Source organism: Hallerella succinigenes (assembly GCF_002797675.1).
GTDB classification, from domain to species: domain Bacteria; phylum Fibrobacterota; class Fibrobacteria; order Fibrobacterales; family Fibrobacteraceae; genus Hallerella; species Hallerella succinigenes.
The window spans coordinates 2,508,569-2,523,041 of the sequence record NZ_PGEX01000001.1; the positions used below are offsets into that span (position 1 = coordinate 2,508,569).

Genomic DNA, 14,473 nt, shown 5'->3' on the forward strand with positions numbered 1-14,473 from the left:
GAGGATAACTCTACTATGGCAACAAGTTGCCAAGTATCGTATAGCGGGGATGACAAGTTGGGGCCGGGGAACGCCCAAGGAAGGGCCAAACTTGTTGGTTACCCTTCCACAACCTTCCATTCGCCGATGGTGCGCTTTTCCTGGTCGAACGTAACACCAATCTTGAATAACTTCTTCGGGTTGCCGTCTTTGGCCATCGTGACGGAATATGGAATCAGGTAGCCCTTGTCGTCGATTTGCTTCAGCGCGTCGTCGACGGTGGCCGACTTGTCCAGCTTGAACTCGAATACATAAACGGCGCCGGCGGTTTCCACTACGGCGTCGGCACGGCCTGCGGCACTGCGTTCCTCGGTACGCACGACGTATGGCGTACACAGTTTGAACGTAAGGAAGAAGATTGTCTTGTAATGGGCTTCGTCCTGGCGCTCCGTGTCGTAGGGGATGCCGCTCATGAACGCCTTCATGAGGGTGAGAGCCTGTTCGATGTCGCAGTCATCAAGCGCATCGACAAAACGTAACAGGAACGAGTCGTTTTGAACAACATCGTCCATTGCATAATAGGGCATCAGGGCCTTCAAAAACCCGAGGCGGACTTCGTCGTTCGGGAATCCCAGCACAAAACGACTTCCCGGTTTGGAAGATTTTATCGTCAGGTAACCGCTCTGGTACAGCATCGGGATAGGGTTCTTGGCAGTCTCCGTCGGTGCGTCGAACATGTCAAGAGTTGCCTCGAAACCGGTATCGAAAGGCGTCGGGTCCACCTTGTACTTGCGCATGAGCCTGGTCAGAATCGTCGGCGTTCCCGTGGAAAACCAGTAGTTGGCAAGTTCTCCATCACTTAGCGAATTGATAAGGCTGAACGGATTGAACACGTCCGGCGAGTTCTTGCTGAAGTGGTAGCCGTCGTACTGGCGCGTTAGCGCCTCGCATGCACCGTCATAGGTCAAGCCGTTCTTGTCTGCGAGGGCCTGGATCTCGGGCTGCATCTGGGTCAGCACTTCTTCCTTCGTAATTCCGCAGATGGCCGCGTAGTCATCGTTCATCGTGATGACCTTCAAATTGTTGAGCTCGCTGAAAATCGAGAGCTGGCTGAACTTGCTGATGCCCGTGAGGAACACGAAGCGGAGGATGCCGCCCAAATCCTTGAGCGGGCTGAACAGCTTGCGCATCTCGTTCTTGAGCGTGAGCTGGAGTTCCGGATTTTCCATGGAATCCAGCAGCGGGGCGTCGTATTCGTCGACAAGCACTACAGGGGGCATGCCTGTGCTTGCATGAGCAGCCTTGATAAGCAACTCGAAACGCACACCCCAAGCCGACTTGTCGGACGGTACAAGCCCATACTGGCGTTCCCATTCGCCAAGCTTCAAATTGAGCGTATCTGCCAGGTCCTCTTCGGTAATGAACTTGTTCCCCGCGAAACTCAACTTGAACACCGGGTACTTTTTCCACTCGGTCTCGAGTTTCTCCATCGCGAGGCCAGTGAACAAGTCCTTGCGCCCTTCAAAATAGTATTGCAGCGTGCTGACCAGCAGCGATTTCCCGAAACGGCGCGGACGGGACAAAAAGAAATACCTGTCCGCTTTGACCAATTTATAGATCAAGTCGGTTTTGTCAACGTAATACTTGCCGTCTTCGCGAATCACCGCGAAATCCTGCACACCGATGGGAAATCTCTTTAACGCCATGGTAACAAAATACAATTTTTTCGGCGGGCATTACTCCCCGATGGGGGTGCCGTAGGCTGGTTGGGATTGTGCTATATTTCGGAGATAGCGAGGTACCGCCAGTGAGTTTCTTGTTCTTGATTCGCAGTTTTGCCTGCGCCCTGATGATGGATGGCGCACCGGGCGACATCGTGCTGCCGGGTGGCGTTGAACAGCCCGAAGCGGTTATCGAGGCCCCGGCGGTGATTGGCGAGATAGAACGGCCAGTCAATGTGACCCCGAACGACGCTGACTTCTTGACCAGGGCGAGCATCAAGCAGCTTGCCAACACGGAGTTTGTCCGTAACCCCGAGACGGGGCTATATGTGGCAGATGATTCCGGCGAAACAGTCAAGTCTGTAAACAAGGACTTGATAATAAACCCACAGAAAAATTTTGAAATACAACAGTCTGCACCGCTGAGCGCTGCGGATATTCAAGCCCTGCTCTCTATTGACCCGGACAACATGGGCGACAAGGGCGAAACGAAAGTTTAATAACAGGAGTACCAAAAGATGAACAAGTTCAAGACACTACTTTTCTTAGCCGTGTTTGGCGGAATAGGCCTTTGGGGCTGTGATGATTCGTCGTCAGCCTCTAGCAATGGACCGGATGAAAATGCCGCTGTTGATTCTTCATCCTCTATTTGTAAAGATTGTGATGACGAATTGAGTAGTTCTGATAAAAAGATTGAATCCTCTGCTGAGAAGGGTGATGAATCATCGGATGATGCTAAAACAGGCAAGTCTTCTTCAAGTAAGGAAAATAGAACAAGTAGTTCTTCGAGCCAGAAAAATGTGAACATAAGTTTGGGTGGTGAAATTCGAATTTGTGAGGAAAATGAGCAGAAGGTTGTAATATCCGAAATTGATACAGGATATGTTACATGTCGAAATAACCAATGGGTTGTTGATTCTATTGTAGAAATTATTAACCCCAAGGTTTACCCTAACATGGATAGTGTTTTTGGTTCTGAATATGTTCATGGAACTTTTACGGACGATCGTGACAAAAAGGTTTATAAGACCGCCAACATTTATTATGACTATGACGGAGTCTCCACCATTACCGTGATGGCTCAGAATTTGAACTACGCAGAAATAACGATTGACAGCACCAGAAAGGTTTTTGATGATAGTAAGGTAGAGAAACGCTGCTACAAGGATGACCCCTGGTACTGCGACAACTACTTTGGTGCACTTTACACCTGGAGCGAAGCGATGGGACTCCCCAAGGTGTGTGACAGCGTGGGCGTTGCGGAAAACCCCAAGTGTAATATTGACCTTAGCAAAAAAGTTCAGGGGGTATGCCCGACGGGTTGGCATGTGATGGACGAGACTGAGTGGAAACATATTGCGTACTATAACGGAATCGATATGAGTTATACACTCCTTTCGCATGCCGTGTGGCCGCAGAAAAAGGGGCACAATTCGTATGGGTTGAGCATCTTGCCTTATGGAGATGAAGGATACGAAGACCATCAAGCTTTTTTTTGGCTTCCGCAAGAGTACAAATCTAATAATAAGAGAGGAAATTATATTGCAATCGCTATGGTCGACAATACTGTTCGATTTGAAATATCATCAGGTGAAAAAGATGCATTTATGTATATACGATGCGTCCTTGATTATGATAAAACAATCTTGAAATAACTTTTAAACCTTAGAACTTACCGAGAAATAGCATGAGCAAGAACGTAAAAAACAATCCGTACAAGATGGAATCTCTTGAACGCCGTTACATGATGGACGGAAATCAGTGGAATGATGAAATACATACCGCCGCTTCTGCATTGTTTAATGGTGTTATTTCTGATGCAGTGCATAAATTTAATACCCTGCAAAATCAAATTGCCTCGCAGTTGAATGATCCTGATGCCGGTTTGTCTGGCAATGTAAGGCAGGATGGAGAAATCGTCAGTGTTGATAAGGTAACATTGTTGTCGGTCCTAGCCGCCTAGTGGGATAATTCCACACTCACACCCCACACTTCACACTCCACACTGAAATCGCGTTAAGGGCCGGGGAACGCTCAAGGAAGTCGTGTTTTTAAAAACCTGTCCGCTTCCTTTAATACCGGAAATTGTATATATTTAGATTAGATGAATAAGGAGGTGCAGTATGTCTGATGTCGCTTTTGCCGATTTTACCGAGCAGGTGCTGTCTCTTTCCTATGAGCAGACTCTTACGCTGATGAGCAAGATGTTGGAATCGTTGAAGACCAAACGGCGCGAAGAAAATTTCGCCGAATTGGAAAAAGACGTCGCGCGCAGTTCCATGAATTCCATGTGGGATGAATTGAAGAATGACACATGGTGAAGTCTGGCTAATCGATTTTGGCGACCCAGTTGGCGGCCTTCCGTCCAAGATTCGCCCTGCGGTCGTGATGCAAAATGATCTGCTCGGCATAAAGAATCTGAACACTGTCGTTGCGATTCCTTTTACTTCGAATCTCGAAAGGGCGGGCCACGAGCCGAACATTCTGTTCCGAAAGGAAGAAACGGGTCTTCCGAAGGATTCAGTTGCGGTTATTCACCTTATCGGTGCGGTCAACAAGTTCTGTTTTGACAGAGGAAAAGCCTTATTCGTCAGATAAGTCTGGCTAATCAGAACATCTTCGAATAATCACCCCACACTTCACACCCCACACTGAAATCGCGTTAGGGGGCGTCGCACCATTGTGGCGAGACGCGTAGCGGCTCGATGAGCCGAGCGTGCTCGGCGAGCAGCACCCGACCCGGCCCCAGGCCGGGGAACGCCCAAAAGAGGGGGATTCTGGAAAATTATTTAGTAGGAAAATTATTTTTCTGCTAAATAATTTGTTATGTTAGGGGTATGGAATTCCTAGATCGTGAAGAAGAATCGAAAAGGCTGAAGGCGGAACTCTCCCGGAAGGGGGCGTCTTTTGTCGTTGTCTATGGCCGTCGCAGGTTGGGCAAGTCCACCTTGTTAAAGCGCGTCTTGAAGGAAAACGATGTCTATTTTATGGCGGACCGTTCGGAAGAATCCGCCCAGCGGCGTTGCCTGGCCATGACGATTGCAGTCCGGTATGAGGGTTTCGATTCCGTTGCTTACCCCGACTGGGAGTCGCTTTTTAGGGCTTTCAACTACAGGTGCGCGAAGGGCTCTACGCTCTGCCTGGACGAGTTCCCGTATCTTGTGAAATCCTGCGAGATGTTGCCCTCTACGCTGCAGAAGTTGCTGGACGAAAAGTCCTTGAACTTCAACCTGGTGATTTGCGGCTCGTCGCGACAGATGATGTTCGATGTCGCCCTCGATGAAAAATCTCCATTGTATGGGCGTGCCCATGGAATTCTCCGGTTGAAGCCTATTCCGATTTCTTACTTGCCTTCTGCGTTGAAAATTTCGGCAAAGGAGGCCGTTTCTGAATATGCCGTTTGGGGCGGGGTGCCCCGCTATTGGGAACTGCGTGAACGGTATCGGAATTTCAAGTCGGCCTTGCGGGAATTGGCCCTTTCTCCCATGGGCGTCCTTCATGACGAGCCTGTGCACATTTTGCGCGACGACATGCGCGACCTGGTGCAGGCCTCCACGCTTCTTGGAATCATCGGGAACGGTGCGAACCGAATTTCGCAGATTGCGGCATGTGCCGAAAAGAATGCGGCGACTTTGAGCGCCCCTTTAAAAAGGCTCGTGACCATGCAGCTTGTGGATCGGGAGATTCCCTTCGGAGAAAATCCGAAAAATAGCAAGCACGGCATTTACCACTTGTCCGACCCGTTTATCAGTTTCTATTACCGATTCATAAGTCCGTATCGCTCGCTGCTAGAACTGGGCCGTATCGATTACGTGGAAGAAATCGTAAAACAGCATTTCTCTGAATTTGAAGGTTTTTGCTGGGAACGCCTTTGCCGGCAGGCGGTTAGCGGGCAGGTTGTCGGTGGCGAGATGTTCAATGTAGCTTCCAGGTGGTGGGGCAATGTCGGCAAGTCAGAACGGATCGAAATCGATGTCGTTGCCGAAAGCATGGACAAGAAAACGCTACTTGTCGGGGAATGCAAATGGACGAATAGCGAAAATGCAGGGCGCCTGTTTGCTCATCTGAATGAGCAGGTCCAGAAATTGCCGTTCGTCCAGAAGTATAAAAAAATCATTCCGGTTCTTTTTTTGAAAGAAAAACCTCGCGACAAGACGGATGGAATAGTCTTTTTGCCGGAAGACATCCTTAAAATTATTTAATCGAAAAATACAAATCCACTTACGAATCTCCGCCTTCAGTCAGACCGAATTTCTGGCGGGCCCAAGGTTCCATATAGGGCAGAATTTCCTTGTAAGGCACCACGATCATCACGCTGCCGTGGGAATGCCAGCCGATTTCGAAAGAGTACCCGTCAAAACCGATACCTTCCTTCCAAAAAGAAGGCTTCAGCTCGAAATCCATGTCGATGGCATCGGCATTGACTTCGTATTTTGTCGCATATTTACGAAGAAGCGATACAATCTTTTCCTTTTCTTCTGGATTGAATATTGTGGAATCAACCAGCGAGCCGTCTTTCTTCGAGAAGGTCCGATGATACTCGTATTTGGATCCTGCGGCGGCACCGGCAGTGTACTCGGCTTTCGAAATATAATAAGTCGTCCACAGCAGTGAATCGAACGCGAAATCTATGCTGTCCTGGCGTTCGTATCTGAGAGTGGCGGCGACTTCCGTCCGGGCGCTGTCATAGTACCAGTCATCGGGATAATTCCTGAGTTCGGACTCAATGGACCGCTTGTATGCCTCCACCTGACGGTAAAGGGCCCTTTTATGAATTTTTCCTAACTGTCTAGAATCAAGGACCGTGTCGGCATCGGTCAAGTCATCGCCCAGCAACCCCTTGATGATTTTCCGGTAGACCCATTTAGGATAAACTTGGAACCTCGGCAACTCCCAGTGCAAGGATACCATGTAAAACCTGCTGCTGTCGCGTTCCGTTCCATAATTGGAGAATTCCATACAGCCCTTCTCTTTTGTGGGGTCGCACTCAATCAATTCGTCGTCATGTATGGCAATCTCCGCCTTGACCCGCTCCAGATCGCTTTTCCCAATCAGGCTGTATTCCATTTTCATGTCGGCAAGCATGGAATAGACTTTATCCACCTTCTCTTCCAGAACGGACAAGTCCTTGTCATTTTGAACCTGCAATGCAACTGTCGGTTCCTTTTTGGGGGCATCTGACCGTTCTTTGGAACCGCTTTGGAAAAAAGCAAGCGAGCAGGCAAGTACCGCGATCACTACCGCGGCAAGGTATGCCGCCGACAAAATCGAACTCACGATTTTCTTTGCCCTGGAGCCCGTTGTTCTCGGCCTGTTCATCATGGCGAGCACGAACGCCGCCACGGCAAGCGGAAGCAAGAACAGGGACATTCCTCCCCGCGACACAAGGCCAACGAAAAAACCGGCCAAGATAAAAAGGATTTCAAAGAGTGCCATATTCTACTCCATAGTGCATGTCGTCAGCAAATGTCTTTGCGACGAAAGATAGAATGATTCCAAGTCGTTGTATCATGATATTGGCGTTTCAGACTTCTATTTATTATTGGCGATATTGTAAGTGGAGATGTTCAGTTTGAATGCCTTGGTTTTCCCAACGGATAGTAAAGTAATCGGGCATGGTAGCTTTGAGGAACTTGACGATTCGTCTTTTCTCTTTTAGAGGCAGGTCAGCGAGACCTATATCGACAGCACGCCCCCAACGATGAGGAGACCATTTGTCATGCGTATTGAAAGAATCGTGAGCCGAAGTGATTGTAGGAGAGAAGTCCTGTCCGAAGACTGTTTTGAAAGCTTTTATGACAAATACGAGACCTTTTTCAAGTTCGGGGTCAAGTTCCATTCGGACGAATTGTTTTTGGAAGGTGTTAGCCATTATGTAGTCATGAGTTTGGCCTGTTTGCATCGGGACATCGTAACTGATGTTGTCGATTGAAGGTTCATTCTGTTTGGAATCCAGTTCTGCCGACTTATGAGACCAACAGCTGTTAGGGGATTCGGGGCGATATGGGTCGAACACGAGTTTGTAGCCCACAACAAGCATGATGAGAATCAAGAAGATTCCGAGGACGATTTTGAACATGTTAACTAGGCATCCCATGGTGACAACTCCGTTGTTGTTTGTTTATTTTCCATATTGTTCGTCATAGAGGCGTTGCAGAGCCTCCCTGTATTTTGCCTCTCGTTCGGTCTCGATTTTTTGTTTCTGAATATCTTGCGAATGGTCCACATAGGGGTTATTGTTGTGCCTATGCGCTGCAAGTAAAAGCAAGACGACTGCAAACACGATGATGATAAGCAAGATGATCTGAACAAAGAAATTAGTAATCCTTTCAAAAATGTTACCGATGAAATCAAACATGGTTATATTATTTGCCCCATTTTAATTGAGCAGACTTAAAATCCTCAAAGGAGTTCAAGATGCTGATTGCACATTTTTCGACATTCTTGGTATTTGGATATTCTGCTACACCATTCCTTCTAAGCATGCGAACCACTTCCGTAGACTTCACCAGATTGCTAGTATTCTCTTCCATTAGCGATACAGATTTGTTCATTCCGCCAATTCGCCCATTCATGGTAAAATTAGGTCCGCCCGACATCCCAAACTCTATGATTCCGCTTGTGCGATAATAGCTGTAATTGCCATCATAACGATACTGCATACGAATTCGCATAGGCACAACCGTCAAATTAGGGTTAATGAAAGGCTGAGTGTAGCCATACGAAGTCAGTTTTTCCCCATTTGGCAATTCATTGTGTTCGAGACTGCATACCATAGGCATTGCAACAGGCTCTTCATCAAGTTTCAAAAGAGCGAGGTCTGACTCCAAATCGTAATCAACCATATGAGTCTTGTAGCACGTGTCATTCTTGATATCGTAATAACACTTATGTTCAAAGGTTTCTACCACATGGTATGCAGTGATGATGTAATCGCTGTTAACGAAGAACCCGTTTCCGTTACGCATGTCATCTTCGGCAAATGCCACGAAGAAGGAGAGAAGGATGATTCCGATAAGCTGTTTCATGATTATTCTACGGTGACATAGCTTCGGACTTGATACGTGCATTTTGATACATCTGTCGTCGTGTGCTTGTTTTGGTTTCGTATATATTCTGACAGGAGCATACCGTCATAGAAGAATGATATGTCGGATTTGCGGGTGCTGTTTCCGAAGCTCATTCCGATTACCTTGCCGTGGCTTGAAATTGCCGCACCGCTGAATCCACCAGGAGTCCTAACGTTCAGGGCCCGTGCTACATATTCGGGGAATGTCGAGTCCGCAACGACTTTAGCTGGGAAAGACTTTATTTGAAGTTTGGAATCTTCCTGTAGAAATCCTGTTACGGTGACGGGTTCGCCTGTTGTGACCAATCTGTCTTCGATTTTGCATGCGTTGAGCAAGACCTTGTTATCGACCTGGATGATGGCCATGTTCATGTACTCGTTTTTAGCCCTGTCAAGCACCGTGTCCGCAGAGTGCTCTAATCTGGCGATAATTGGGAGCCCGTTAACCATCACAACAATGGAATCCAACTTTTCGGAATGGCGGGCCACATTGCCTGTGGTGACGATATAGTGCTCGTTGAATGCGATGCCTGTGCCGTATACTTTTGTGATTTTATGCTTTCCTGTTTCGGCGAACAGGAATGTCGCCAAGATGCCGATTATGAGAATGATTGTGTGTTTCATGATGACATCCCGTTGGATTTAGTGTTTGAATTGGAAGTATGCGTGGGGGAAGTATTTTTATTCGTCTTTTATGCAACGGACATAACGAGCTTCAGCCCTATGGCAATCTTCATCAAGATCCACAGAACTAAACTCGGCTTTTCCAAAATAGTCGAATATATAAACATATCCGTCCGCATGCCAGAAAGCGGCTCTTTTTCCAAAACCATTAAAAGTTGGATCCACGGTCGCCCAATAGTCAGCTTCTGCGTATCTCATATCCATAAATAATTCGCAAGCCTCCATTTCACCACCGGGAAACATTCCGAAACCATATTCGTCCGTCCCATTTTTGTTTTCCTTCCATCCTTTTTTTGTCTTTAGTTTTTCTATCCCTATTTTAGGGCCACCAAGAGCATAGACCAATTTATTCCAGTCTTCGTCAGTCGGAAGCCGCCATTTTGCAGGACAAGCATATTTCGCAGCAGAGTGCTTGTAAAGCCTTCCATATTTTTTGCAATTTTCTTCTTTATTATCATAGCAGTACGAATCATCCGTTTTTAGTTTGAGATTCTCCGCCATCCAGGTCTGTTCACCTATGCTTACCACTCTATACGAGTTTCCATCTGCATCTTTGACGGTTTCTTCACATCCAAGCAAGATGGATGCAAAAAGAACAAGAAGCGCCAAACTTCTGTTTTTTTGTTTCATTTTGTTTTTCCCTTTAATTTGTAAAAAAATCTCTCAGAGCAAATCGGCGAACGGGTCACCCCCCACTGTATCTTCATCTGTAAACAAATTATCTAAATCCAAATCACCGAGCGGGTCATCAGCGGTTGATTGTTTTGAAGCAGTCTGTGGTGCACCCCCATTTTCGTAAAGACGATCCAGATTTTTTTGTGCATCCTGATATCCCTGCGCCGCGGCTTTTTTATACCATTCAATGGCCTTGTTGTAATCTTGCTTCATCTGTTCATAGGCTCGACCCAATTCATTCTGAGCCTGAGCGAAACCTTGCTCGGCGGATTTTTCCGTCCATTCAAAAGCCTTTTCTAAGTCCTGCTCAGTCCCCTCGCCCCTTAAATACATGTATGCAAGATAGAGCTGGGCGTCCGCACCACCAGCATAAGCAGCATCTGAATAATAATGGAACGCCGTGTTGAAATCTTTATGTATTCCATAATCTTCAACCCCACTATAATACATATTTCCCAAAGAAACCATTGCGTCTATGTAGCCTTGATTCGCTGCCATCCTGTACCAATGTTCCGATATTTTAGAATCTTGGGTAACGCCCAAGCCTTCTGCGTACATATATCCAAGTCGGCTTTGAGCGGGCGCAAGTCCCTTTTCGGCGGCGGACACCATGACATCGTAGGCTTCGCCATATTCCTTCTTTTCCATCAAGCAAACGCCTTTATTGAATTCAGCCGCCCGGTTTCCAAGCGCAGCGGCAATGCTGCTAATGAAGGAACTGTTGTGCGAATAATTGCATTCATAGTCGATGCTGACAATTTTATCGGATGTTCTCAAGACAACCGCTGAAACAACTGCAGTGGCAAAAAACAGAACCGCTGCAAGCCCCAAGACCAGGGGCACAATAAATCTGTTCTTTTTATTCATTTGTTAATTATCTCCATTTTCTTTAATTTGAAAAAAACACATCACCAGAATTTCACTTTCTTCCCGTTTACGAAAAGTCCGTTTCCATTATTTTGTCTGCTATTATCGTAATTCTTGCCTCCAGCATTCCTTTCAGACTGCGTACAATTGTCATGGCATCCCACGGCACCGGGCGGGCAGCAGCGTCCTGCCGGCCGGTTCGCCTTTTGTCGCGCAAAACTGTTATCTTGTTGCCTCGGGCAACCTCGTTCGCCGCCAAATTTCGTGGGGCATTCGTCAAGATAGTCCTGGTTGCAGCCGTTGCCCATGGCTCTCCAAAGTCCCTTCTCTCCAACCCACTTGTCACAGAATCCATCGTGGTCCGGATCATAATCGCCATAAGTCTTCTTAACATATTCCCTAAGATGTCGGTCGGCGCATCCCATGGTATTCCCCCTACTGTCAGGACACGCGTCGACATAGCCTTCCGTACAAACCATTCCCTTCGCTTCGGCAATAGCGGCCTTTGTCTCGGCTTTAGAGAGGAACGGATTAAAATACGTGTAATTCTTGAAAGAGACATTTTCTTTTATTCCAGAGGCTGCTGCATACTCGGCACACCCACCCCATTTATCAAACTCCTCCGAACAGAACCCGTCCGCATCGCAGTCAAATAACTGCCGTATTTGCAGTTCGATGGTCTCCTTGGCGTCCTTTTTCATCATTGCACGGACTTCTTCCGTGCAGCCGTCGGGACTTTCGCCTTTAAGGTCTGGACAGAGGTCAAGACCTTCAAAAAGTTCCGAATGTTTCTGGTACATTTCATCATCGTCACAGAAGCCGTCCCGATCGGTATCGTTATCCATTCTGATTTTCTGTTCCAATGTGCAGCCGTCGTACTTGCCTGGCGTTTTGGGACAAAGATCGTCACCATCGCAAAGGTTACTCATTAGTTGCATCTCGTAATCTCCTGTGCAGAATCCATCCCCATCGGAATCGTATTGTTTCAGAAATGCAGCCTTTTTCTGGTTATATTCCTTTTCTTTTCGGGCTTCTTCAGCGACCCGTTCTTTCTCCCATTTTTCATGTTGAATTTTTCTCTTTTCGACCGCTTTTTGATTTTCTTTTGCTAAAAAATCACGGCAGTCTTCGTCCCCGGAGCATACTTGCATACCCGAGGAAATTATTCTTGTTATTGAGCAGTTGTTTCCCTTGCAGCTTAAATAACTTGTATAACCGTTCGTCTTTTGTATTACTTCACAGTTGCCGTTGCTCTTGCATTTTTTTTCATATCCTGAACTTTTTTCATAGATAAGATGCCCATTATCGTCATATCGCTTCTCCCATCCAGGTCCGGTTTTGGATATGATTTTTCCCCGCTCATTGTACTGTGTGGTGACCATATCCTCTTCTATGTTAACAAATGAGCTACCAAAATCCGGCCAATATTTACAATCGCCTCCGGCCTCAGAAATTGAAAAAAATCGGTCATTTTTGTATGTCTTCTTGACTATATGACACGGCTGTCCTGTTTTTTCCATATATTGGGTATGATTTTCATAACGATACTGACCTGAGGCAGTAACGGTTTCCACGATTTTTGGTTTTCCGTCTGGAAATCTTTCTATGACCTTTGCATTTGCTACCACAGACATGACCAAAACATGGAAGGCCAGCAACAAAAACAAATGGGCTGTCTTTATTGTTCTTTGCGTGATTTGTTCCATTTATCTAATCCTGCACACAACGAACCGACTGCAGCCCATTTTCTGGGAAATCTGTCCAATCCATTACCGTTTGTCCATTAAGACTAAACATTATCGAGCCTTTGGTATCATCGCCTGCATTTCCCGCATCCGAAGTCCAATAATATGAAAAGCTACCTAGACCATTCCATTCCCCCTTATAGTTTCTTCCTCTCGTCATCATACTCGGCTCTATAGCACTCCAGTCAATAACAAGATTATCCAGTAGATTTTTCCATTCTTTCTTATTTGGCAAATGCCAGCCTCTAGGATAAGACACCATAGCCATGGCCCAGGTGTAATAGCGGCCATATTTGTCACAATTGGCCTGTTGGTTTTTATAGCAAGCCGAGCCACTGGGTGTTTTCAGATTCTGCAAAGTCCAAACATAATCCCCTATTTTCCGCGTCTTGTACGCGTTTCCATGAGCGTCGTAGACGACCCCAGTACCGGAATGTTCGTTAGCGTTTGCAATCGCCGTCGTGCAGAGAATAAAAAAGACGAGCAAAATTTTCTTAATTTCTGTCAGAATATTCTTCATAAGATCCCCTAGATCGTTGATATTGTTCTTCCTGCCTCCTTCTAGACTTTATTGCTACATATTCTCTCTTGAATTGATCTAAATTTTTCTGAAAGTTCGGATCGCATTGGGATAAGCGCTTCCAATAAACAAACAACAAATCATAATATTCTTCTTGAGAGAGACCAAAAATTTGGGCAATTTCCCTAATTACAAGCTCAGCCCCGTTATACACCTTTTTATAGCGAGGTATTTGCAAAAGGGACTCAACGAAGACGATGGCAAATTGGGAATCTTCACTCGTAATACGATGAAGTATTTGAGCGGCTTCTATAATAGGCATTCCGTCTTCAAGCGCGGCAATACATCTATCCTGCATGGCGGATTCTTGAAAGCCGTTACGCACATAGTAACTGCGAATCACTCTGTAAGCCTCGCAATATTTCCCAGACTTTACAAATTGCGGTTCATTCAAAAATAAAAGCTTTGTGTAAATCTTAAAAATCAAGCCCTCTTTTTTTCTATCGAAGCCGTCTTCAACAAAAGTCTCGTTGCCGTATTTAATCCTTCCAATCAACGAGCAGATGCCAATGGATATGATGTTTACTATGGGGACAGGTAAGATGATTGCGCCTAGCCTGGTTAGCGTCGGGTATTTCGACATATAGCAATGGCTATATGTATATACCCACAAGAGATATACAATCCATGCGCCAATACCAAACGCAAAGAGTCCTGCAATGAATTCTAACACACAAAAGACGGAAAAAATGATATGGATAGCTAAATCGCCACCGCTACAAAAACTTGAATTGTCATGAACAAGCGGACCAGATAAAGGTTCTTGTCTAGACGGCTGAACCTGACGTTGCCTTGAAGAAGTTCTCGCGGAATTACCATTGGCAGAAGCTTGTGCATTTGAAGCGAGAGTCTTTGCAAAATCGGCAAAAACGTCCTCGGTCTTGGTCGCATAACGCTCTGTAATATTGATAAAGGAACTCAATTCCACGGCAATCGGTTTTCCCGATAGCCTAGTATTTCGACCTCGTAAAATCTTCAACTGCTTCTTTGTGTTTTCCGCATCAAACATTCCCTTTTTAAAAACGGAGGCCGCTTCATCAAAAAATTTTTTGATGTTACCGGAAGAACCATTCAGCACGGTCCCATCAGGATCCAACTCGCGAATCCTCGAAACATTGCTTTTCCATTTGGCGGCATCAGATTCTATTGACAT

At 46.2% G+C, this 14,473-nt stretch carries 17 protein-coding genes; 6 read left to right on the forward strand and 11 right to left on the reverse strand.

The features are described from left to right. Positions 1-98 precede the first annotated feature (98 nt). Positions 99-1,685: an ATP-binding protein gene (locus BGX16_RS11510; protein ID WP_100426158.1), complete on the reverse strand. Its 1,587-nt coding sequence runs from the start codon at positions 1,683-1,685 to the stop codon at positions 99-101. Positions 1,686-1,786: 101 nt separating this feature from the next. Between BGX16_RS11510 and BGX16_RS11515 the strand changes: the two genes are divergently transcribed. From BGX16_RS11515 to BGX16_RS11540, 6 genes are all read left to right on the forward strand, one after another. Then, positions 1,787-2,200, forward strand: coding sequence for a hypothetical protein (locus BGX16_RS11515; RefSeq protein ID WP_157798017.1), 414 nt, complete (start codon positions 1,787-1,789; stop codon positions 2,198-2,200). Positions 2,201-2,218: 18 nt separating this feature from the next. Then, positions 2,219-3,355, forward strand: coding sequence for an FISUMP domain-containing protein (locus BGX16_RS11520; protein WP_100426160.1), 1,137 nt, complete (start codon positions 2,219-2,221; stop codon positions 3,353-3,355). Positions 3,356-3,387: 32 nt separating this feature from the next. Beyond that, on the forward strand, positions 3,388-3,663 hold the full coding sequence (locus BGX16_RS11525; RefSeq protein WP_100426161.1) for a hypothetical protein: 276 nt from the start codon (positions 3,388-3,390) through the stop codon (positions 3,661-3,663). Between the two features lie 160 nt (positions 3,664-3,823). Beyond that, on the forward strand, positions 3,824-4,021 hold the full coding sequence (locus BGX16_RS11530; protein WP_100426162.1) for a hypothetical protein: 198 nt from the start codon (positions 3,824-3,826) through the stop codon (positions 4,019-4,021). After that, positions 4,008-4,298 (forward strand): type II toxin-antitoxin system PemK/MazF family toxin, encoded by a 291-nt coding sequence (locus BGX16_RS11535; RefSeq protein ID WP_100426163.1) that lies wholly within the window; start codon positions 4,008-4,010, stop codon positions 4,296-4,298. Before BGX16_RS11530 ends, BGX16_RS11535 begins: the two co-directional genes overlap by 14 nt. A gap of 239 nt (positions 4,299-4,537) precedes the next feature. Beyond that, the gene (locus BGX16_RS11540; RefSeq protein ID WP_100426164.1) at positions 4,538-5,902 is read left to right on the forward strand and encodes an ATP-binding protein; all 1,365 of its coding nucleotides are present in this window, start codon (positions 4,538-4,540) and stop codon (positions 5,900-5,902) included. A gap of 19 nt (positions 5,903-5,921) precedes the next feature. On the opposite strand, the gene BGX16_RS11545 is transcribed toward BGX16_RS11540, so the two are convergent. From BGX16_RS11545 to BGX16_RS11590, 10 genes are all read right to left on the reverse strand, one after another. After that, positions 5,922-7,136: a hypothetical protein gene (locus tag BGX16_RS11545; protein ID WP_100426165.1), complete on the reverse strand. Its 1,215-nt coding sequence runs from the start codon at positions 7,134-7,136 to the stop codon at positions 5,922-5,924. Positions 7,137-7,239: 103 nt separating this feature from the next. Beyond that, the gene (locus BGX16_RS11550; protein ID WP_241899552.1) at positions 7,240-7,752 is read right to left on the reverse strand and encodes a hypothetical protein; all 513 of its coding nucleotides are present in this window, start codon (positions 7,750-7,752) and stop codon (positions 7,240-7,242) included. Between the two features lie 69 nt (positions 7,753-7,821). Then, entirely contained in the window at positions 7,822-8,058 is a 237-nt protein-coding gene (locus tag BGX16_RS11555; RefSeq protein ID WP_233126407.1) for a hypothetical protein, read from the reverse strand. Between the two features lie 7 nt (positions 8,059-8,065). Then, entirely contained in the window at positions 8,066-8,728 is a 663-nt protein-coding gene (locus BGX16_RS11560) for a S1 family peptidase (RefSeq protein ID WP_157798018.1), read from the reverse strand. Positions 8,729-8,730: 2 nt separating this feature from the next. Then, a complete protein-coding gene (locus tag BGX16_RS11565) occupies positions 8,731-9,393 on the reverse strand; it encodes a trypsin-like peptidase domain-containing protein (protein ID WP_100426168.1) in 663 nt (220 codons plus the stop codon). A 57-nt stretch (positions 9,394-9,450) separates the two neighbouring features. Continuing rightward, on the reverse strand, positions 9,451-10,083 hold the full coding sequence (locus BGX16_RS11570) for an FISUMP domain-containing protein (RefSeq protein WP_100426169.1): 633 nt from the start codon (positions 10,081-10,083) through the stop codon (positions 9,451-9,453). 33 nt (positions 10,084-10,116) lie between these two features. After that, positions 10,117-10,995 (reverse strand): tetratricopeptide repeat protein, encoded by an 879-nt coding sequence (locus BGX16_RS11575; protein WP_100426170.1) that lies wholly within the window; start codon positions 10,993-10,995, stop codon positions 10,117-10,119. A gap of 41 nt (positions 10,996-11,036) precedes the next feature. Beyond that, entirely contained in the window at positions 11,037-12,701 is a 1,665-nt protein-coding gene (locus BGX16_RS11580) for a hypothetical protein (protein WP_100426171.1), read from the reverse strand. A 4-nt stretch (positions 12,702-12,705) separates the two neighbouring features. After that, entirely contained in the window at positions 12,706-13,260 is a 555-nt protein-coding gene (locus tag BGX16_RS11585) for an FISUMP domain-containing protein (RefSeq protein WP_100426172.1), read from the reverse strand. Beyond that, positions 13,235-14,473, reverse strand: a complete 1,239-nt coding sequence (locus tag BGX16_RS11590; protein ID WP_100426173.1) for a hypothetical protein — start codon at positions 14,471-14,473, stop codon at positions 13,235-13,237. Before BGX16_RS11590 ends, BGX16_RS11585 begins: the two co-directional genes overlap by 26 nt.